At 66.5% G+C, this 20,546-nt stretch carries 21 protein-coding genes; 4 read left to right on the plus strand and 17 right to left on the minus strand.

Translation table 11 applies throughout. The features are described from left to right. Positions 1-18: 18 nt before the first annotated feature. The 17 genes from atpD to argC form a co-directional block, all read right to left on the minus strand. Positions 19-1,395, minus strand: coding sequence for a F0F1 ATP synthase subunit beta (gene atpD, locus ACXAFN_RS11865; protein ID WP_474988929.1), 1,377 nt, complete (start codon positions 1,393-1,395; stop codon positions 19-21). A 66-nt stretch (positions 1,396-1,461) separates the two neighbouring features. Beyond that, positions 1,462-2,346 (minus strand): F0F1 ATP synthase subunit gamma, encoded by an 885-nt coding sequence (gene atpG / locus ACXAFN_RS11870; RefSeq protein WP_474988931.1) that lies wholly within the window; start codon positions 2,344-2,346, stop codon positions 1,462-1,464. 72 nt (positions 2,347-2,418) lie between these two features. After that, positions 2,419-3,963 carry a F0F1 ATP synthase subunit alpha gene (gene atpA, locus ACXAFN_RS11875; protein ID WP_474988932.1) on the minus strand — a complete coding sequence of 515 codons (1,545 nt, stop codon included), beginning with the start codon at positions 3,961-3,963 and terminating at the stop codon, positions 2,419-2,421. 16 nt (positions 3,964-3,979) lie between these two features. Beyond that, complete coding sequence (locus ACXAFN_RS11880) at positions 3,980-4,519, minus strand: F0F1 ATP synthase subunit delta (RefSeq protein ID WP_474988934.1); 540 nt, start codon at positions 4,517-4,519, stop codon at positions 3,980-3,982. An 11-nt stretch (positions 4,520-4,530) separates the two neighbouring features. After that, positions 4,531-5,001, minus strand: coding sequence for a F0F1 ATP synthase subunit B (locus tag ACXAFN_RS11885; RefSeq protein ID WP_474988936.1), 471 nt, complete (start codon positions 4,999-5,001; stop codon positions 4,531-4,533). Between the two features lie 75 nt (positions 5,002-5,076). Continuing rightward, complete coding sequence (atpE, locus tag ACXAFN_RS11890) at positions 5,077-5,304, minus strand: F0F1 ATP synthase subunit C (protein ID WP_016854214.1); 228 nt, start codon at positions 5,302-5,304, stop codon at positions 5,077-5,079. A gap of 58 nt (positions 5,305-5,362) precedes the next feature. Beyond that, positions 5,363-6,187 (minus strand): F0F1 ATP synthase subunit A, encoded by an 825-nt coding sequence (atpB, locus tag ACXAFN_RS11895; RefSeq protein WP_474988937.1) that lies wholly within the window; start codon positions 6,185-6,187, stop codon positions 5,363-5,365. A 14-nt stretch (positions 6,188-6,201) separates the two neighbouring features. Then, entirely contained in the window at positions 6,202-6,588 is a 387-nt protein-coding gene (locus ACXAFN_RS11900) for an ATP synthase subunit I (RefSeq protein WP_474988939.1), read from the minus strand. Positions 6,589-6,791: 203 nt separating this feature from the next. Beyond that, entirely contained in the window at positions 6,792-7,715 is a 924-nt protein-coding gene (locus ACXAFN_RS11905) for a ParB/RepB/Spo0J family partition protein (protein WP_474988941.1), read from the minus strand. 40 nt (positions 7,716-7,755) lie between these two features. After that, positions 7,756-8,526 (minus strand): ParA family protein, encoded by a 771-nt coding sequence (locus ACXAFN_RS11910; RefSeq protein ID WP_474988942.1) that lies wholly within the window; start codon positions 8,524-8,526, stop codon positions 7,756-7,758. Positions 8,527-8,579: 53 nt separating this feature from the next. Continuing rightward, positions 8,580-9,233, minus strand: coding sequence for a 16S rRNA (guanine(527)-N(7))-methyltransferase RsmG (gene rsmG, locus ACXAFN_RS11915; protein WP_474988944.1), 654 nt, complete (start codon positions 9,231-9,233; stop codon positions 8,580-8,582). Then, entirely contained in the window at positions 9,230-11,125 is a 1,896-nt protein-coding gene (gene mnmG, locus ACXAFN_RS11920) for a tRNA uridine-5-carboxymethylaminomethyl(34) synthesis enzyme MnmG (protein WP_474988945.1), read from the minus strand. The genes rsmG and mnmG overlap by 4 nt, the downstream gene beginning before the upstream one ends. Before the next feature lie 537 nt (positions 11,126-11,662). Next, positions 11,663-12,436: an amino acid ABC transporter ATP-binding protein gene (locus tag ACXAFN_RS11925; RefSeq protein ID WP_474988946.1), complete on the minus strand. Its 774-nt coding sequence runs from the start codon at positions 12,434-12,436 to the stop codon at positions 11,663-11,665. A 12-nt stretch (positions 12,437-12,448) separates the two neighbouring features. After that, the gene (locus tag ACXAFN_RS11930; RefSeq protein WP_474988947.1) at positions 12,449-13,120 is read right to left on the minus strand and encodes an amino acid ABC transporter permease; all 672 of its coding nucleotides are present in this window, start codon (positions 13,118-13,120) and stop codon (positions 12,449-12,451) included. 95 nt (positions 13,121-13,215) lie between these two features. After that, positions 13,216-13,977: a transporter substrate-binding domain-containing protein gene (locus ACXAFN_RS11935; protein ID WP_474988948.1), complete on the minus strand. Its 762-nt coding sequence runs from the start codon at positions 13,975-13,977 to the stop codon at positions 13,216-13,218. A gap of 114 nt (positions 13,978-14,091) precedes the next feature. Further along, a complete protein-coding gene (gene erpA / locus ACXAFN_RS11940) occupies positions 14,092-14,445 on the minus strand; it encodes an iron-sulfur cluster insertion protein ErpA (protein ID WP_474988950.1) in 354 nt (117 codons plus the stop codon). 266 nt (positions 14,446-14,711) lie between these two features. Beyond that, positions 14,712-15,746 carry an N-acetyl-gamma-glutamyl-phosphate reductase gene (argC, locus tag ACXAFN_RS11945; protein WP_474988951.1) on the minus strand — a complete coding sequence of 345 codons (1,035 nt, stop codon included), beginning with the start codon at positions 15,744-15,746 and terminating at the stop codon, positions 14,712-14,714. A gap of 171 nt (positions 15,747-15,917) precedes the next feature. On the opposite strand from argC, the gene ACXAFN_RS11950 reads away from it, so the two are divergent. The 4 genes from ACXAFN_RS11950 to hemL all read left to right on the plus strand — a co-directional run bounded on the left by ACXAFN_RS11950 (position 15,918) and on the right by hemL (position 20,515). Beyond that, positions 15,918-17,693 (plus strand): chloride channel protein, encoded by a 1,776-nt coding sequence (locus ACXAFN_RS11950; RefSeq protein ID WP_474988953.1) that lies wholly within the window; start codon positions 15,918-15,920, stop codon positions 17,691-17,693. Between the two features lie 9 nt (positions 17,694-17,702). Then, entirely contained in the window at positions 17,703-18,134 is a 432-nt protein-coding gene (gene hemJ, locus ACXAFN_RS11955) for a protoporphyrinogen oxidase HemJ (RefSeq protein ID WP_474988954.1), read from the plus strand. A gap of 11 nt (positions 18,135-18,145) precedes the next feature. Beyond that, entirely contained in the window at positions 18,146-18,973 is an 828-nt protein-coding gene (thiD, locus tag ACXAFN_RS11960; protein WP_474988956.1) for a bifunctional hydroxymethylpyrimidine kinase/phosphomethylpyrimidine kinase, read from the plus strand. A 252-nt stretch (positions 18,974-19,225) separates the two neighbouring features. Further along, the gene (gene hemL / locus ACXAFN_RS11965) at positions 19,226-20,515 is read left to right on the plus strand and encodes a glutamate-1-semialdehyde 2,1-aminomutase (protein WP_474988958.1); all 1,290 of its coding nucleotides are present in this window, start codon (positions 19,226-19,228) and stop codon (positions 20,513-20,515) included. Positions 20,516-20,546: the final 31 nt, after the last annotated feature.

Consider the following 20,546-nt stretch of genomic DNA (forward strand, 5'->3'; position numbering starts at 1 on the left):
GTCTCCCAGGTGGAGGGATTACTTCATCTGGTTGGCTTTCTCGACGGCCTCGTCGATGGTGCCGACCATGTAGAAGGCCTGCTCCGGCAGCTCGTCGTACTCGCCGTCGAGGATGCCCTGGAAGCCACGGATGGTTTCCTTCAGCGACACGTACTTGCCGGGCGCCCCGGTGAACACCTCGGCGACGAAGAACGGCTGCGACAGGAAGCGCTGGATCTTACGCGCCCGCGCCACGGCCAGCTTGTCCTCGTCGGACAGCTCGTCCATGCCCAGGATGGCGATGATGTCCTTGAGCTCCTTGTAGCGCTGCAGCACGCCCTGCACGCCGCGAGCGGTCTTGTAGTGCTCGTCGCCGACGACCAGCGGATCCAGCTGACGGGAGGTGGAGTCCAGCGGGTCGATGGCCGGGTAGATGCCCAGCTCGGCGATGGAGCGCGCCAGTACCACGGTGGCGTCGAGGTGCGCGAAGGTGGTCGCCGGGGAGGGGTCGGTCAGGTCGTCCGCGGGCACGTACACCGCCTGCACGGAGGTGATGGAGCCGGTCTTGGTGGAGGTGATGCGCTCCTGCAGGACGCCCATCTCCTCGGCCAGGGTCGGCTGGTAGCCCACCGCGGACGGCATGCGGCCCAGCAGAGCGGAGACCTCGGTGCCGGCCAGGGTGTAACGGTAGATGTTGTCGACGAACAGCAGCACGTCGCGGCCTTCATCGCGGAACTTCTCGGCGATGGTCAGGCCGGTCAGGGCCACACGCAGGCGGTTGCCGGGCGGCTCGTTCATCTGGCCGTAGACCAGCGAGACCTTGTCGAGGACGTTGGACTCTTCCATCTCGTAGTAGAAGTCGTTGCCCTCGCGGGTCCGCTCGCCGACACCGGCGAACACGGAATAGCCGCTGTGCTCGGTGGCGATGTTGCGGATCAGCTCCATCATGTTGACGGTCTTGCCGACGCCGGCGCCGCCGAACAGGCCGACCTTGCCGCCCTTGGCGAAGGGGCATACCAGGTCGATGACCTTGATGCCGGTCTCCAGCAGCTCCTCGGAGGCCGCCTGATCCGCATAGCCCGGGGCCTTGCGGTGGATCGGCATGCGCTCTTCCTCGCCGATCTCGCCCGCCTCGTCGATGGGCTCGCCCAGCACGTTCATGATGCGACCCAGGGTCGCCTTGCCGACCGGCACGGAGATGGCCGCGCCGGTGTTGGTGACGTCCATGCCGCGCTTGAGCCCCTCGGTGGAGCCCATGGCGATGGCACGCACGACGCCGTCGCCCAGCTGCTGCTGGACCTCGAGAACGGTCTCCTGCTCGGAGACCTTCAGCGCGTCGTAGACCTTGGGCACATCGTCCCGCGGAAACTCTACGTCAATCACCGCGCCGATGATTTGTACGATACGTCCGCTCATCTTGGTTCCTCTCAAATACCTGCAAATGAAACCCGGTTGCCGGAAGGGTCGCACCCTCCCTCGGCGTTATACGGCGGCGGCGCCACCGACGATCTCGGAGATTTCCTGGGTAATGGCCGCCTGACGGGCCTTGTTGTACACCAGCTCCAGGTCGTCGATCAGATTGCCGGCATTGTCGGTGGCGCTCTTCATGGCGATCATCCGCGCGGCCTGCTCGCAGGCCACGTTCTCGACCACCGCCTGATAGACCTGCGCCTCGACGAAACGCACGAGCAGGCTATCCAGCAGCTCCTTGGCATCCGGCTCATACAGGTAGTCCCAACTTCCGGGACGCTTGTGTTCTTCGTCTTGCGTGTTGTCGGCACCCATCTCGGGCGACAAGGGCAGCAACTGGCGAATCACCGGCTTCTGGGTCATGGTGTTGACGAACTCGTTGTACACCACGTACAGACGATCCAGCTTGCCCTCGTCGTAGGCGTCCAGCATCACCTTCACGCTGCCGATCAGGTCATCGGCCTCCGGCGCCTCGCCCAGGCCGCTCTTGGCCGCGACCAGGCTGCCGCCATACTTGCGGAAGAAGCCGGTGGCCTTGCTGCCCAGGGCGCAGAAATCCAGCTCGGCACCGTTGTCGTGCCAGGCCCCGGCTTCCTTGACGACGGCCTTGAACATGTTGACGTTCAAGCCGCCGCACAGGCCGCGGTCACTGGACACCACGATGTAGCCGACCCGCTTGACCTCGCGCTCGAGCATCCACGGATGCTTGTACTCGGGGTTGGCGTCGGCAACGTGGCCCACCACCTTGCGGATCTGCTGGGCGTAGGGCTGGCTGGCCTTCATCCGGTCCTGCGCCTTGCGCATCTTCGACGCAGCGACCATCTCCATGGCACTGGTGATCTTCTGCGTGTTCTTGATGCTGCCGATCTTGGTGCGTATCTCTTTTGCAGCTGCCATAGCGATCTACCTTTGTTCGTGGCCCTCAGAAAGCTCCAGGGCCCGCTCCCCGGGGGGAGCGGGCCGACGGGGTCACCAGCTCTGAGTGGCCTTGAACGTGTCGAGACCGGCCTTCAGGCCGCTCTTGATCTCGTCGCTGTAGTCGCCGGACTCGTTGATCTTGTCGAGCAGCTCGGCGTGCTCGGACTTCATGTAGTCCTGCAGGGCACGCTCGAAATCCAGCACCTTGTTGACCTCGATGTCTTCCAGGTAGCCCTCGTTGGCGGCGTACAGGGAGATGGCCATCTGCGCCACGGACATCGGCGCGTACTGGTTCTGCTTCATCAGCTCGGTGACGCGCTGACCGTGCTCCAGCTGCTTGCGGGTCGCCTCGTCCAGGTCGGAGGCGAACTGGGCGAAGGCCGCCAGCTCGCGGTACTGGGCCAGGGCCAGGCGCACGCTGCCGCCGAGCTTCTTGATGATCTTGGTCTGAGCGGAGCCGCCGACACGGGATACCGAGAGGCCGGCGTTGATGGCCGGACGCACGCCCGCGTTGAACAGGTCGGTCTCGAGGAAGATCTGACCGTCGGTGATCGAGATCACGTTGGTCGGCACGAACGCGGAGACGTCGCCGCCCTGGGTCTCGATGATCGGCAGCGCGGTCAGCGAGCCGGTCTTGCCCTTCACTTCGCCGTTGGTGAACTTCTCGACGTAGTCGGCATTGACGCGCGCGGCGCGCTCGAGCAGGCGCGAGTGGAGGTAGAAGACGTCACCCGGGAAGGCTTCGCGGCCCGGCGGACGACGCAGCAGCAGGGAGACCTGGCGATAGGCCACGGCCTGCTTGGACAGGTCGTCGTAGACGATCATGGCGTCTTCGCCGCGGTCGCGGAAGTACTCGCCCATGGTGCAACCGGCGTAGGCGGCCAGGAACTGCATCGGGGCCGGGTCGGCGGCGCCGGCGGCGACCACGATGGTGTGCTCCATGGCGCCGTGCTCTTCCAGCTTGCGCACCACGTTGGCGATGGTCGACTGCTTCTGACCGATGGCCACGTAGACACAGGTGACGCCGGTGCCCTTCTGGTTGATGATGGCGTCGACGGCGATCGCGGTCTTGCCGATCTGGCGGTCGCCGATGATCAGCTCACGCTGGCCGCGGCCGATCGGCACCATGGCGTCGATGGACTTGAAGCCGGTCTGGATCGGCTGATCGACGGACTGACGGGTGATGACGCCGGGGGCGACCTTCTCCACCGCGTCGGTCTGGCTGGTGCCGAGATCGCCCTTGCCATCGATCGGGTTACCCAGGGCGTCGACCACGCGACCGCGCAGCTCGGGGCCCACCGGCACCTCGAGGATGCGGCCGGTACACTGGGCGGTCATGCCCTCTTCGAGCTTCAGGTAGTCGCCCAGCACCACGGCGCCGACGTTGTCGCGCTCGAGGTTGAGCGTCATGCCGAAGATGCCGCCCGGGAACTCGATCATCTCGCCGAACATCGCGTCGGTGAGGCCGTGGATCTGCACGATACCGTCAGACACGCTGACGATGGTGCCCTGGTTGCGGGCTTCGGATGCGACATCCAGCTTCTCGATACGCTGCTTGATGATGTCGCTGATCTCGGAAGGATTCAGTTGCTGCATGCCATGTCCCTCAGGCTCAGACGGAAAGGGCCTCGTGGAGGCGGTTGAGTCGACCACGCACCGAACCGTCGATGACGGTGTCGCCGGCGCGCAGGATCACGCCTCCCAGGAGGCTCTTATCCACCTGAGTGGTAATGGAGATTTCGCGGTTCAGACGCTTGGCCAGTGCACTCGCGAGCTTGTCCTGCTGCGCGTCGTCCAGCGGGAAGGCGGAGACGATATCGACGTCCATCCGCGCCTCCTGCTGGGCCTTGAGCAGTGCGAACTGCTCGGCGATGGCCGGCAGGGCCATCAGGCGGCCCTTGAGACCCACCAGGCGCAGGAAGTTGCTCACCTCGTCGTTCACGGCATCGCCGCAGATGTCGACCAGGGCCTCCACTCGCTGTGCCGCGGAGAGCCGCGGGTTGCCCAGCACTCGATGGCGCATGTCGTCATCCTCGACGACACGCGCCACGGTGGTGAGCATGCCGGACCAGTCCTCGAGCGCCTTGCGTTCAACGGCGTGTTCGAAAGCCGCCTTGGCGTAGGGGCGAGCGACGGTAGACAGTTCCGCCATGGGTCACCTCCTCAAAGCTCAGCGGCGAGTTTGTCGACGAGCTCTGCGTGCCGCTTCTCGTCGATGGAGGATTCCAGAACCCGCTCCGCACCGACGATGGCGAGCCGCGAGACCTGGCCGCGCAGCTCATCCTTCGCGCGGTTCACTTCCTGATCGATCTCGGACTTGGCTTGAGCGATCATGCGCTCACCTTCCTGGCGAGCCTGCTCACGCGCCTCGTCGACCATCTGGCTGGACCGCTTGTGGGCCTGCTCCAGGATTTCGGCCGCCTGTTCCTTGCTCTCGCGCAGCGTCTCGCTGGCCTGCTGTTCGGCCAGTTCGAGGTCGCGTGAAGCGCGGCTGGCGGCATCCAGACCATCGGCGATCTTCTTCTGACGCTCATGGAGCGCATTGCTGATCGGCGGCCACACGTACTTTATGCAAAACCAGACGAAAATCGCGAAGGCGATCATCTGTCCGATAAGCGTCATGTTGATATTCACAGGGGCGTACCTCTGACAGATTCGTGGCGACCGGAAACAAGCAAACCGAGCGCGGCGCGCTCGGTATGCGACTCGTTAGCCGGCAACAACGAAGATCAGGTACATCGCGATACCGACGCCGATCATCGGCACGGCGTCCAGCAGGCCGGCCATCAGGAAGGTCTTGGTCTGCAGCTGGTTGCCCAGCTCCGGCTGACGAGCGGTGGTTTCGAGCAGCTTGCCGCCCAGCAGAGCGAAGCCGATGCCAGTACCCAGAGCGCCCAGGCCGATCATGAGGGAGGCGGCGATGTAGACGAGTTCCATGGTGATACTCCTATCGAGTTGAGGTTAAGGGTCAAGGGTTTATCGGGTATTACGCGATTCAGTGATGCTCGTGGGCCGCGTTCAGGTAGACCACCGTCAGGACGGTGAAGATGAACGCCTGCAAGGTGATGACCAGGATATGGAAGATGGCCCAGGGCACGTTGAGGGTCCAGGAAATCCAGAACGGCAGCAGGGCAATGAGGATGAAGATCACCTCACCGGCGAACATGTTGCCGAAGAGTCGCAGGCCGAGGCTGAGCGGCTTGACGAGCAGGCCGATGACTTCCATCACCAGGTTGAAGGGGATCAGCAACCAATGGTTGAAGGGGGTCAGCGACAGCTCCTTGGCGAAGCCGCCCACGCCCTTGACCTTGATGCTGTAGTAGATGATCAGGCAGAACACGCCCAGCGCCATGCCCAGGGTGGCATTGGGGTCGGTGGTCGGCACCATCTTCATGTATTCGACCCCGAAACGGGCGAACAGGGCGGGGGCGAAATCGACCGGCACCAGCTTGAGCAGGTTCATCAGGAAGATCCACACGAACAGCGTCAGCGCGATCGGGGCGATCAGGGGATTCTTGCCCTTGAAGGCACCACGCACGGTGCCTTCGATGAACTCGAAGATCATCTCGATGGCATTCTGGAGCTTGCCGGGCACGCCGGTGGTGGCCGCCTTGCCGACCTTGCGGAACAGCCAGATGAACAACGCCCCCATGGCCAGCGACCAGCCCATGGTATCCAGGTGGATCGCCCAGAAGCCCATTTCCTGGGCCTCGCCGGCGGAGTGGGCGATGGACCAACCATTCTCGGGGTGGTAGCCGTATGTCAGGTTCTGCAGATGGTGCTGGATATACTCCACGGGAGTCGGGTTGTTGCCTGCCATGAGCTGCCTCGATTTCAGTGGGGTAATGGTCGCGTGCCCAGCCAGGCGGCCAGCCAGTGAACGAACAGCATCACCACATAAGCGCCAAAGAATAAAGCATGATTTGAGGGGGGCACTGCGACGAACACCAGGGTGAAGAGAGCCACCGTCAAACCAAACTTTCCGGCCTCCGCACGGTAGAGGCCGTTGACCATCTGTCGGGCGTAACGCCCTCCACGATGCCGAAAAGCGACCCAGGCAAAATGGAGGTTGGCGATCAACGCCACGCCACCGCCTGACAGGATCGAGAGCGCATCATCGAGACCGCCCCCCACAGCACCGAGGCCCGCCAGCACACCCAGCATCGGGATTTCCACCGCCACCAGCCAGACCAGGATGGAGCGTCTGTACCTGGCTGCCATGGTGGAACCTCCGCTTTCCGGCCGTGCTCGGGTCGATGACCACCGATACCAGCGGCGGGCCCGGCGGGATTATAGGGAAGCCCCACGACGGCTTCAACCGATCACGGGGCAATTTCGCGCGATATCCCGCCAGCTTACGACTAAAAGTCGAGACATTTTCGGCAGATCGCTTAGCAGCCTAAACTCAATCCCCTCCCTCTGCCTCAACGAATATGGCCGAGAATGCCGTCCAGCTCGTCCAGGCTGGCGTAGCGAATCGTCACCCTGCCCTTGCCGCCGCGGCCGTGCTGGATCTTCACCGGAGCCCCCAGCAGGTCGGCCAGGCGTGTTTCCAGGCGTGCCACGTCGGGGCTCGGAGCCGGCTTGTCCGCCGGCTTCGGCTCGCCCTTGGCGAGCTGCTTCACCAGCGCCTCGGTGGCCCGTACCGTGAGGTCCTTGTTGACCACCTCGTGGGCGGCCTGGCGCTGCTTGGGCCCGGCCAGGACGAGCAGGGCGCGGGCATGCCCCATGTCCAGGTCGCCGCGCTCGAGCAGGGTCTGTACCTCGGGATCCAGCGCCAGCAGCCGCAGCAGGTTGGCCACCTGGGCCCGGGAGCGACCCACCGCGTCGGCGGCCTGCTGCTGGGTCAGCTCGAACTCGTCGAGCAGGCGCTTGAGCGCCAGCGCTTCCTCGATGGGGTTGAGGTTCTCGCGCTGGATGTTCTCGATCAGCGCCAGGGCCAGGGCGACCTCGTCGGTGACCTCGCGCACCACCGCCGGGATGACGTCGAGCTCGGCGAGTTGGGCGGCCCGCCAGCGGCGCTCCCCGGCGATGATCTCGTAACGCTTGTCGCCGACCGGCCGCACCACGATCGGCTGCATGACCCCTTGTGCGCGGATCGAATCGGCCAGTTCCTCGAGGGCCTCGGGCTGAATGTCACGGCGCGGCTGGTAGCGCCCCCGGCTCAGCTGCCCCAGCGGCAGGCGTTCGAGCCGCTCGTCGGCGGCGGGCTTGACGGGCTCGGCGCCGTTGAGGCCACCCTCCGGCGGAGCCTCTCCCCCCGGCAGGTCCAGGCTCTCGCGGCGGCGGGCGCCGGCCCCGATCAGGGCGTCCAGGCCGCGTCCCAGGGGGCGTTGTTTGCGCGTCATCGACTTTCCCTCACTAGTGGTCACGCCGGGGCGGCGCGGACTACAACGACAGGCGGCGAATCAGTTCCTTGGCCAGTACCCGGTGGGCCTGGCTGCCCCGCGAGAAGCGCGCGTACTTGGTGACCGGCAGGCCATGGCTGGGGGCCTCGGCGACGCGCACGTTGCGGGGGATGGTGGTCTTCAGCAGGGCGTCGCCGAAGTAGTCGCGCAGCTGCTTGCTGACGTCCCGGGTCAGGCTGTTGCGCGAGTCGAACATGGTGCGCAGGATGCCGAAGATCTCGAGACTCGGGTTCACACTGTCCTTGATCTGCTCGACGGTGTCGAGCAGCGCCGACAGGCCCTCCAGGGCATAGAACTCGCACTGCAGCGGGATCAGCACGCCGTGGGCGGCGGTCAGGCCGTTGACGGTCAGCATGTTGAGCGACGGTGGGCAATCGATCAGCACCACGTCGTACTCGCCGGCCACCTCGCCCAGCGCCTTGACCAGGCTCTGCTCGCGTCCCTCGTCGCGGTCGAGCAGCTCGACCTCGGCAGCGGTCAGGTCGCCGTTGCCCGGCAGCAGCGCATAGCCCGCCTCGGGGCAGTCGAGGATCACCTCGCTGGGGCGGCGCTCGCCGAGCACCACGTCGAGCACGCTGCCGTCGAGCTCGTGCTTGTCGACGCCGCTGCCCATGGTGGCATGGCCCTGGGGGTCCAGGTCGACCAGCAGCACGCGACGGTCGAGCGCGGCCAGGCTCGCGGCCAGGTTGACGGCGGTGGTGGTCTTGCCCACGCCCCCCTTCTGGTTGGTCAAGGCGATAATCTTGGTCACGGCGACATCCTTGCGTTGGGAGACTGGGTACAGGGCAGCGGGCGCAACCCGTCTCAGCGCGGCCCGGGCGTGCGCTCGAGGATCACCAGGCGGCGGTCGCCGTCCGAGAACGGCACCCTGAGCGTGTGGCAGGCCACCGCCGCGATCCCCACCGGCAGGCCGGCGAGCTCGTCCTCCACGGCCGGCCCCTTCATGGCCAGCCACTGCCCGCCCTCGCCGGGCAGGGCTCGGCTCAGGGCGATGAAGTCCTCGAGGCTGGCGAAGGCCCGCGAGATCACCTGGTCGAAGCCGTCGGCCGGGGGCTCGAAGGCCTCCACCCTGGCCTGGACCGGGGTAACACGCTCGAGGCCCAGCTCCATCACCGCCTGGCGCTGGAAGCGCACCTTCTTGCCGTTGCTGTCGAGCAGGGTGACGTCCAGCTCGGGCGCCAGGATCGCCAGCACCAGGCCCGGCAGCCCCGGGCCGGCGCCCACGTCGAGCAGGCTCGGACCCTTCACGAAGGGCAGCACGGCGGCGCTGTCGAGCACATGCCGGGCGACCATCTCCGCAGGATCGCGTACCGCGGTGAGGTTATAGGCGCGGTTCCACTTGTGCAACAGGCCCACCAGGGCCAGCAGCCGTTCGCGGCGCTTGGCCGGCACGTCCTGGCCGAGCTCGGCCAGGCCGCGTTCGAGGCGGTCTCTGAGGGTCGTGTCGTTCAGGGTCATCCGTGAGCCACTCGGCTGTCGTCCAGCAGGCGTCGCTTCTTGAGGTGAATCAGCAGGATCGAGACCGCCGCCGGGGTGACCCCGGAGATGCGCGAGGCCTGGGCCAGAGTCTCCGGACGGGCCTCGGCGAGCTTCTGGCGAATCTCGTTGGACAGCCCCTCGACGCGCTCGTAGTCCAGATCGTCGGGCAACCGGGTGGCTTCGTGGCGCTTCAGCTTGTCGATCTCGTCCTGCTGGCGGTCGATGTAGCCCTGGTACTTGACCTGGATCTGCACCTGTTCGGCGACGCGATCGTCGTCGACGGGCTCGCCGACCAGGCCGGCCACGTCGCCATAGCCCAGCTCAGGCCGCTTGAGCAGGTCCAGCAGGTTGTATTCCCGGGACAGCGGCTGACCGGTCTTCTCGGCCACCGCCTCGGCCGCCGCGGTGCCAGGCTGCACCCAGCCGGCCTTGAGCCGGGCGCTCTCGGCCTCGATGGCCTCGCGCTTGGCGCTGAAGGCGGCCCAGCGATCCTCGTTTACCAGTCCCAGGCCGCGCCCCGCTTCGGTGAGGCGCAGGTCGGCGTTGTCCTCGCGCAGCAGCAGCCGGTATTCGGCCCGCGAGGTGAACATCCGGTAAGGCTCCTTGGTGCCCAGGGTGATCAGGTCGTCCACCAGCACACCGAGGTAGGCCTCGTCGCGGCGCGGCCACCAGGCCTCGAGGCCGCGGGCGCGACGGGCGGCGTTGAGCCCGGCCAGCAGCCCCTGGGCGCCGGCTTCCTCGTAGCCGGTGGTGCCGTTGATCTGGCCGGCGAAATACAGGTTGTGGACGAATTTCGTCTCCAGCGAGTGCTTGAGATCGCGAGGATCGAAGAAGTCGTACTCGATGGCATAGCCGGGCCGGGTGATATGGGCGTTCTCCAGCCCCTTGATCGAGCGCACCACCTGGAGCTGGACATCGAACGGCAGCGACGTGGAGATGCCGTTGGGGTAGAGCTCGTGGGTATCCAAGCCTTCCGGTTCGATGAAGATCTGGTGGCTGGCCTTGTCGGCGAAGCGGTGCACCTTGTCCTCGATGGACGGGCAGTAGCGCGGCCCCACGCCCTCGATCGTCCCGGAGAACATCGGCGAGCGGTCCAGGTTGGCGCGGATGATCTCGTGGCTGCGCTCGCTGGTGTGGGCGATATGGCAGCTGACCTGACGCGGGTGCATGTCGCGGCGGCCGAGGTAGGACATCACCGGGGTCGGGGCATCGCCCGGCTGCTCCTCGAGCTGCGAGAAATCCACGCTCTTGGCGTCGAGGCGCGGTGGGGTGCCGGTCTTCAACCGGTCGACCCGGAACGGCAGCGCGCGCAGGCGCTCGGCCAGGGCGTTGGAGGGCGGATCACCGGCGCGCCCACCGCGGCTGTTGTCCAGCCCGATGTGGATAACCCCGCCGAGGAAGGTGCCTGTGCATAACACCACGGTCTCGGCCATGAAGCGCACGCCGGTCTCGGTGACCACGCCACGCACGGTGTCACCGTCGACGATCAGGTCGCCGGCGGCCTGCTGGAAGATCTCCAGGTGGGGTTGGTTCTCCAGCATGCCACGGATGGCGGCCTTGTAGCGCACGCGGTCGGCCTGAGCCCGGGTGGCCCGCACCGCGGGGCCCTTGCGGGCGTTGAGTACCCGGAACTGGATGCCGCCCAGATCGGTGGCCAGCCCCATGGCGCCGCCGAGCGCATCGATCTCCTTGACCAGATGACTCTTGCCGATCCCGCCGATGGCGGGATTGCAGGACATCTGGCCCAGGGTCTCGATGTTGTGGGTCAGCAGCAGGGTCCGGCAGCCCATGCGGGCCGAGGCCAGGGCGGCTTCGGTCCCGGCATGACCACCGCCGATGACGATGACGTCGAAGCGGTCGGGGTACTCCAAGGTTCACCTCGATCGGCGCCGTCGCGCCGAATGTTGCGGATCAGGGTATGGAATCAGCCCGCCAGTATAACCCCCTTGTGGGTAATCGTCAGGGTTTTCCACACCCGCGAAGCCGCGAGCTCGTCATCCCCTCACTTACCTAAATCAATAAACCAATAGATAAAGAGAAGTTCTGTTGTGGTAGTGATTACTGGTGTGGACATTTCTCGTGGATAACTGTTTTTAGTCATTATTTATCAACATGTTGCACTGTTGACCCCTGGAAGGAAAAGCGGCGGGCGAGCTGCGGACGGCATGTTCGGGGCCTGTGGAGGAAAGCGCGGGTTACCCACAGGCGCAGCGACACACGGCTTGTCCACTCGTCTCTACCTGGCTTGTCACCGCGGCTGTGAACAACCCTGCCGAATCGCCCCGAGGCCCGCCAAGACACGGCTCGCCGGCGAATGCCGAAATTTCTTGTCCACAGGCTAAAAAAAGGCCCTGTCGATAACGACAGGGCCTGGGTCAGGCGGCCATTGGCGGCCATTCGTCATAGGGTCAGTGCTTGAGCACCCGTGACAGGAAGTTGCGAGTGGGCTCGGCCCGGGGGGAATCGAAGATCGTCTCCGGCGGCCCCTCTTCGGCGATCTCGCCTTTGTGGATGAAGATCACCCGGTCGGCGACTTCGCGGGCGAAGCCCATCTCGTGGGTCACGATCAGCATGGTCATGCCCTCGTTGGCGAGCTCGCGCATGGCATCCAGTACCTCGCCGATCATCTCCGGGTCCAGTGCCGAGGTCGGTTCGTCGAACAGCATCAGCCGGGGCTCCATGGCCAGCGCCCGGGCCAGCGCCACGCGCTGCTGCTGGCCGCCGGAGAGCTGGGTGGGATACTTGGCGGCCTGGTCGCTGATGCCGACCCGTTCCAGCAGGCGCTCGGCGGTCTCGGTGGCCTCCTGGCGGTTCAGCCCGCGGACCTTCATGGGGGCCAGGGTGACGTTGTCCAGCACGCTCAGGTGGGGGAAGAGGTTGAACTGCTGGAAGACCATGCCGACCTCGGTACGGATCTTCTGCAGCGCCTTGGTGGCCCTGCCATGGGGCTTCAGGGGGTTGCCGTCGACCTCCAGCTCGCCCTGCTGGAATTCCTCCAGGCCGTTGATGCAGCGGATCAGGGTTGACTTGCCGGAGCCGCTGGCGCCGATGATCACCACGACCTCGCCGGGGGTGACCGTGAGATCGATGTCCTTGAGCACGTGTAGGTCGCCGAAGGACTTGTTGAGCTTGTTCAGGCGCACGATGGGCTCGCCGCCGGATTGGGACGTCTGTGGGTTCATCTCGTGCATTCCTTATTGTCCGACCAGGCCCTTGCGTTCCAGCAGGCGCAGCGCCACCGACAGCGACAGGGTGACCACCAGGTAGAGCATGGCGACCATCAGGTAGACCTCCAGGGCGTTGAAGGTGGTGGCGATGTAGACCTGGCCCTGGCGCACCAGCTCGCCCACGCCGATCACCGAGAACAGCGAGGTGTCCTTGATGCTGATGATGCCCTGGTTGCCGAGCGGCGGGATCATGCGCCGGAAGGACTGGGGCCAGATGATGTAGCGGAAGGTCTGGCGCCGTGACAGGCCCAGCGACAGCCCGGCCTCGCGCTGGCCGCGCTCGATGGACTGCACGCCACCGCGCACGATCTCCGAGATGTAGGCGCCGGAGTTGACCGCGATGGCGGCGATGCCGGCCACCAGGGCGTTGATGGGGCCGCCGAGCAGTTGCGGCAGGCCGTAGAAGATGAACAGCACCTGGACCAGCACGGGGGTACCGCGGAAGATCTCGATGTAGGCCACGGCGGGCCATCTCAGCCACTTCATTGGGCTGATGCGCAGCAGGCCGAAGACGATGCCGATGAGAAAGCCGATGGCCAGGCCGGAGAAGGAGATCAGCAGGGTGTAGGGGATCCCCGTCAGCAGGTGGGGAATGGAGGCGAAGGCCGCCTGCCAGTCGAATTGGAAGGTGACGTCCACGAAGGATCTCCGTCAGTGGTGCAAGGGTGAACGGGGGGCCGAAACGCAACGGGGCCGGGCCATGGGACCCGACCCCGCTCAGCCTCGCGCGAGGATCATTCGCCGCTGGGGCTGCCGAACCACTTGCTGTGGATCTCGTCGTAGGTGCCGTCTTCCTTCATGGAGGCCAGCGCCTCATTGACGGGCTCGACCCACTCGCTGCCCTTGACCAGCACGATGCCGTACTGTTGCCCCTCGTAGAGCGGGCCCACGACCTTGGCCCGGCCCTCGCCCTGGGTCTGGGAGAAGTAGCCGACGTTGGGCGCGTCGTAGAAGACGGCGTCGACACTGCCGCCGAGCAGCGCCATGTACATGTCGCTGGAGCCCGGATAGGGGGTGATGTCGGCGGACTCGCCCAGGTTCTCCTGGAGGAAGTCGTAGCTGGTGGAACCGATCTTGGTGCCGACCTTCTTGCCTTCCAGGTCCTCGACGCTCTGGACGCTATCGTCGTCGGCGTTGACCAGCAGCTTCAGGCCGCTGTCGTAGTAGGGATCGGAGAAGTCGACGATCTCGGCGCGTTCGTCGGTGATGGTGATGCCGGCGATGGCGATGTCGACGTTACCGGTCTGGACGGCGGGGATGATGCCGTTGAAATCCATGGTGCGCAGGTTGTAGTCGAACCCGGCGCGCTCGGCGACCTCGGCGATGATGTCCATGTCGAAGCCGACCATCTCGCCGGACTCTTGGTCCATCATCTCGAACGGAACGAAACTCGGGTCGGTGACGACGTCCAGGGTGGTGTCCTGGGCGTGGGCCGCGGTGGCGAGACCCAGGGCGAGGCTGGATGCCAGCGATGCCGCCTTCAATTGACGCTTCATGTGACTCTCCATGGAATGATTTATTTTGGAGTACCTAATCAACCATGGCGAGTTGTCGTGAGAGCGTCAAGTCTCGACAAAAGCCGCTGCTCGGGTGTGCCTCAACGCTTGCGATCAGACCATGAAGGAGGCGCCACAGCCGCAAGTGGTGGTGGCGTTGGGGTTCTGGATCAGGAAGCGGGCGCCGGCCAGCCCCTCCTCGTAGTCCACGGTGGAGCCCACCAGGTACTGGTAGGAGAGCGGGTCGACCACCAGCGCGACCTCGCCGAACTCGACCAGGGTGTCGTCCTCGGCCACCGCCTCGGCGAAGTCGAAGCCGTACTGGAAGCCGGAACAGCCGCCACCGGTCACGTAGACCCGCAGCTTGAGGTCGGGCTTGCCTTCCTCGGCGATCAGGCCCTGGAGCCGGTTCCTGGCGCTGTCGGACAGCAGCAGGGGGGTGGGAACGAAGGATGCGGCACCGCTCATGGGTGACCTCCCCGGAATTCGGTGAATGTCGTGCAGGGGTACGATTATCCATAACCCTTAGCAAAAGGGTCAACTATTAGAGGTGGAGCAGGGCTATCGCAGTTATCGCTCCCGCTCGGGCCTGATCCGGCGACAGGTCTCAGAGGGGCGCTATGAACCCCTCCCTGGGCGCTACTTTGGCCATCCATGGCCAAAAACCCCCTCTTCGACCTATCCCCGGCGCCCCTCGCCAGACCTAGCTGCGATTGCCCTGCATGCGGAGGATGTCAGGGCATCATCGCCGGGGCGTCGAGGCCGGCGTTCTCGTCGAGGCCGAACATCAGGTTGAGGTTGTGCACGGCCTGGCCGGAGGCACCCTTGACCAGGTTGTCGATCACCGACAGCACCACCACGGTGTCGCCGTCGCCGGGGCGATGGACGGCCAGGCGGCAGACGTTGGCGCCCTTGACGCTGCGGGTCTCGGGGTGGCTGCCCGCCGGCATCACGTCGACGAAGGGCTCGTCGGCGAAGCGCTGCTCGAACAGCGCCTGAAGATCGCCCGCATCGCCGGTGAGGCGCCCGTAGAGAGTGGCGTGGATGCCGCGGATCATCGGCGTCAGGTGGGGCACGAAGGTCAGCCCCACCGGGCCGTTCGCGGCGTCGCCGAGGCCCTGGCGGATCTCGGGCAGGTGGCGGTGGCCCGAGGCGCCGTAGGCCTTCATGGATTCGCTAGCCTCCGCCAGCAGCGAGGGCACCTTGGCCCCGCGTCCGGCGCCGGTGACGCCGGACTTGCAGTCGGCGATCACCTGATCGACATCGATCAATCCGGCTTCCAGCAGCGGCAGCAGGCCGAGCTGTACCGCGGTGGGGTAACAGCCGGGCACGGCGATCAGGCGCGCCTGGCGGATGCGCTCGCGATTGACCTCGGGCAGGCCGTAGACGGCGTCATCAAGCAGCTCGGGTGCGCCGTGGGGCTGGCCGTACCAGCGCTCCCACTCGGCGGCGTCGCGCAGGCGGAAGTCCGCCGACAGGTCGATCACCCGGGTGCCGCGCTCGAGCAGATCAAAGGCCAGGGCGTGGGCCACCCCGTGGGGCGTGGCGAAGAACACCGCATCGCAGGCCGCCAGCCGCGCCGGGTCGGGCTCGCTGAAGCGCAGCTCGTCGTAGTGGCCGCGCAGGTTGGGGTAGAGTTCGCTGACCCCCAGCCCGGCCTCGCTGCGCGAGGTGATGGCCTCGACGCGCACCTCCGGGTGGCGGGCCAGCAACCTGAGCAGTTCGACCCCGGTATAGCCGGTGCCGCCGACGATTCCGACCTTGATCACGATGGACTCCTCACTGGTGGACGCTGGGACCTCTGTGTACGGATATGATACACAAGGGAGAGGGCTCCCACCTAGGAGCCTGTCGGGAGTGACCGAGCGACCCTTTGGCGTGGCTCCGGTTCGGCAGGCACCGGGATTCGGAGGGGAGCCGGATCGAACAGGAAGGTCACCTTGCCGCGTCTCTCGCTATCCCGCTTCACTCTGGAACGTTTCCGCCAGCGACTGGCCAGCGTGGATGCCTTGCCTCAGCTCTGCGTGCTGGGCGTGGTGTCGGGGCTGATCACCGGCGGGCTGATGGTGATCTTTCGCCTGCTGCTCATCCTCGGCGCCGCGCTGTTCCTGCCCTATGGCGATCCCGAGGCCTTCGAGGGGCTGGCGCCGGCGACCCGGGCGCTATTGCCGCTGCTGGCGGTGACGTTGATCGGCGTCTGGCTCTGGTGGCTGCCCCCCGCGGGACGCCAGATCGGCGTGGCGCATGTCATCGAGCGGCTGACCTACCACCAGGGGCGTTTCCCGATGCGCAACTGGTTCACCCAGTGGTGGGTGGGCCTGATCTCGGTGCTCGGCGGCCTCTCTGCCGGGCGCGAGGGCCCGGCCATCCACCTGGGCGCGGCGGCCTGCAGCGGGCTCGGCCAGCGCCTGCGTCTGCCCCACAACAGCCTGCGCGTGCTGGTGGCCTGCGGCACCGCGGCGGGGATCTCGGCGTCCTTCAATACCCCCATCGCCGGTGTCATCTTCGCCATGGAAGTAGTGCTGATGGAATACACCATCACCGGCTTCATGCCGGTGATCCTGGCCTCGACCATGGGGGCCGTGGTGTCCCAGGCGGTGTTCGGCTTCGAGCGTCCCTTCGAGGAGTCCGGTATCGCCCTGGGCTCGCTGTTCAACCTGCCGTGGATCGTGCTCAGTGCCCTGGGCATCGGGCTGCTGGCCGGTGCCTTCGTGCGGGTGGCGCGCGCCGGAGGGCAGCTCAAGCGCCTGCCCTTCGCGGTCCGTTTCGCCGTGGCCGGCGCCCTGGTGGGGGCCACAGCCTGGTGGTACCCCCAGGTGCAGGGCATGGGTTATGACACCCTGGGGATGACCATCGGCGGAGCGCTGAGCCTGGACGTGCTGCTGGCGGTGGCCATCGGCAAGCTGTTGCTCACCGCCTTCGCGGTGGCCTGCGGCATTCCGGTCAGCATCATCGGCCCGGTGCTGGTGGCGGGCGGTGCCGCGGGGGCGCTGTGTGGCATGCTCGGCGCCCAGCTGATGCCCGAGCTCGCCGCGGGGCCCGCCGTCTACGCCATGCTGGGCATGGCCGCCATGATGGGCGCGGTGCTGCAGGCGCCGTTGGCCGCCCTGATGGCCCTGCTGGAGCTGTCCCACAACCCCAACCTGATCCTGCCGGGCATGCTGGCGGTGGTGGTGGCGGGGTTGACCTCCCGCCAGCTGTGCGGCTGCGACGGCTTCTTCATCAGCGTTACCCGCCATGGCCTGCATCCCCTGCAGCAGCCGCTGATGCAGGCGCTCAGCCGGGTCTCGGTGCCGGCGGTGATGGAGCGCGCCCTGGTGCGTACCCGCCGCCGCATCAGCCTCGACCAGGCCGGCGCGCTGCTCGAGGCCAAGCCTGAATGGATCGTGATCGAGCGTTCCAGCGACGCCAAGCCGACGCTGGCCCTCAAGGCCGCCGACCTGGCGCGCTGGATGCTCGAGCACGATGCCAACGACAAGCTGATCGACAAGGAGGGCCGCCTCGACCTGCTGGAGATCCCCGGCAAGCGTCTCGACCTGGCCCCGATCCACCTCCAGGCGACCCTTTCCGAGGCCTTCGCGCGGCTCAACACCAAGCATGCGGACGCCCTCTACGTGGAACACGGCCATCGCCCGAAGCAGCGGCGGATTTCCGGTATCATCACCCGCGACGCCATCGAGCGTTACTATCGCTACAGCGACGTTCCCCCCGGCTGAGGAGTCGATATGTACCTCTGGATCAAGGCCCTCCACCTGGTGGCCGTGGTGACCTGGTTCGCCGCCCTGTTCTACCTGCCAAGGCTGTATGTCTATCACGCCATGGCCCGGGATCGCGGCGAGCGTCAGGCCAGCGACTATTTCGCCGTCATGGAACGCAAGCTCTATCGCGGCATCATGACGCCCTCGATGATCGCCGTGCTGGTGCTGGGCGGCGGCCTGCTGGCGCTGAACCCCGGCTGGCTCTCCCAGGGCTGGATGCACGCCAAGCTGGCGCTGGTGGCGGCACTGGTCGCCTATCACCATGTTTGCCTCATTTATTTGAAGCAGTTCGCCGCCGACCGTTGCACGCGCACTCATCGTTTCTTTCGTATCTTCAACGAGCTGCCCGTGTTCGCCCTGCTGGCGATCGTGCTTCTCGCCGTGTTGAAACCGTTCTGATGGGGGCCGATGTGGAAACCCAACCTCACCTGCCGGCGGTGCTGGTGCTGGCGGGGCACGACCCCACCGGCGGGGCCGGCCTGGTGGCTGACAGCGAGGCGGTGGCCGCCTGCGGCGGCTGGGCGCTGACCATCCCCACGGCGCTGACGGTGCAGACCTGCCGAGACGTCCGGTCCGTGCAGCCGGTGGAGGCCGAGGTGATCCGGGCGGCCGCGGCGGCGCTGGAGGACATCGAGATCGCCGCCATCAAGATCGGCCTGGTGGCCTCCGAGGCGGCCCTGGACGCGGTGGTGGAGATCCTGCGCCGGCGTCCCGGGGTGCCGGTGGTGGTCGACCCGGTGCTCAAGGCCGGCGGCGGAAAGGCGTTGTCCACCCCCGCCCTGGAGGAGGCCTTCCGCAGGCGCCTGCTTCCCCTGGTGGATATTCTGACGCCCAATCGCCGGGAACTCGCCCGGCTGGCCGGGCCGGCCTGCCGGGACGACACCCAGCGTGCCGTCGAGCTGATGCATCTGGGCTGCCAGGCGGTGCTGGTCACCGGCACCGATGACCCGGAGCAGCGGGTACCCGAGGACAAGGTGCGGCATACCCTGCACGTGCCGGATGGCGACCGCCAGTGGTGCTGGCCGCGGCTGGCCGGGCAGTTCCACGGCTCCGGCTGCACCCTGGCCTCCGCCCTGGCCGCTCGGCTGGCCCGGGGCGAGAGCCTGGTGACGGCCTGCGAGCAGGCCCAGGCCTTCACCTGGGAGACCCTGGCCCACGGCTGGCACCCTGCCGACGGCCAGCGCCTGCCGCGGCGCCTGTGGCGGCTGCCGGCCCCGTCATTCGAGCGATACGGGTGACGCGCGCCCTCCGGCGTCGCGCCGCGGCGTCCCGGCTCGACACGCCGCTCGCCCATTCGGGCTGGTCATCCTCGGGCTCAGCATCGAGAATGAGGCTCATCGGAGGCGGAGCTTCGACGGCGTTTGACGACATTCACCGGGGGATCACCGCTCGCCAAGAGTTTATCCAGAGAATTATCCACAGGCCGCAGGCCCGCGTGACGGGGCTCCGGCAAGATTTGCCGCTTACTTTCAACAGCAGACGAGGTTGACATGACCACATCCGCCCAGCTCTTCGAACGGGCCTGTCGACACATTCCCGGCGGGGTCAATTCGCCGGTGCGTGCCTTCAAGGGGCTCGAGCGACCGCCGGTGTTCATGGAGCGGGCCCAGGGCGCCTACCTGTTCGACGTGGAGGGCCAGCGCTATGTGGATTACGTCGGTTCCTGGGGTCCGATGATCACCGGTCATGCCGACCCCGAGGTGCTGGCGGCGGTCCGCGAGCGGCTCGACAACGGTCTGTCCTTCGGCACCCCGACGGCCATCGAGACCACCATGGCCGACCTGATCTGCGAGATGATCCCCAGCATCGAGATGGTGCGGATGGTCAACTCCGGCACCGAGGCCACCATGTCGGCGATCCGCCTGGCGCGGGGCTATACCGGCCGTGACAAGATCGTCAAGTTCGAGGGCAACTATCACGGCCACTCCGATTCCCTGCTGGTCAAGGCCGGCTCGGGGGCCCTGACCCACGGCGAACCTAGTTCTCCCGGCGTGCCGGCCTCCCTGGCCGAGCATACCGTGACCCTGTCCTACAACGACGCGGACGCGGTAGAGCAGTGCTTCGAGGAGATCGGCGACCAGGTGGCCTGCATCATCGTCGAGCCGGTGGCGGGCAACATGAACTGCATTCCGCCTCAGCCGGGTTTCCTCGAGACCCTGCGGCGGGTCTGCGATCGCCACGAGAGCGTGCTGATCTTCGATGAGGTGATGACCGGCTTCCGGGTAGCGATGGGCGGTGCCCAGGCCCACTACGGGGTCGAGCCGGACCTGACCTGCCTGGGCAAGATCGTAGGCGGCGGCATGCCGGTGGGGGCCTTCGGCGGGCGCCGCGGCATCATGGAGAACATCTCGCCGCTGGGCCCCGTCTATCAGGCCGGCACCCTGGCGGGGAACCCGCTGGCCATGGCGGCCGGCATCGCCCTGCTCACCAAGCTGCGCGAGCCGGGCTTCCACGACGCCCTGGCCCAGCGGGTCGAGACCCTGTGCCACGGCCTCCAGGAGCGGGCCGATGCCGCCGGCATCGACATGATCACCCAGCGCGCCGGCGGCATGTTCGGGGTTTTCTTCACCGGCCAGAGCCGGGTCGACAACTTCGCCCAGGCCACCGCCTGCGACGGGGATGCCTTCCGCCGCTTCTTCGCCGCCATGCTCGAGCATGGCGTCTATATGGCACCCTCGGCCTTCGAGGCGGGCTTCATGTCCAGTGCCCATGCCCCCGAGGACATCCAGCTGACCCTGGACGCGGCCGAGTCCGCCTTCGCCGCGATGCGCCAGCCCTGAGGGTAGCGCCATGGCCGTGTAAAGGAGACGA

It is taken from the genome of Halomonas sp. ABH4_019, assembly GCF_056159885.1.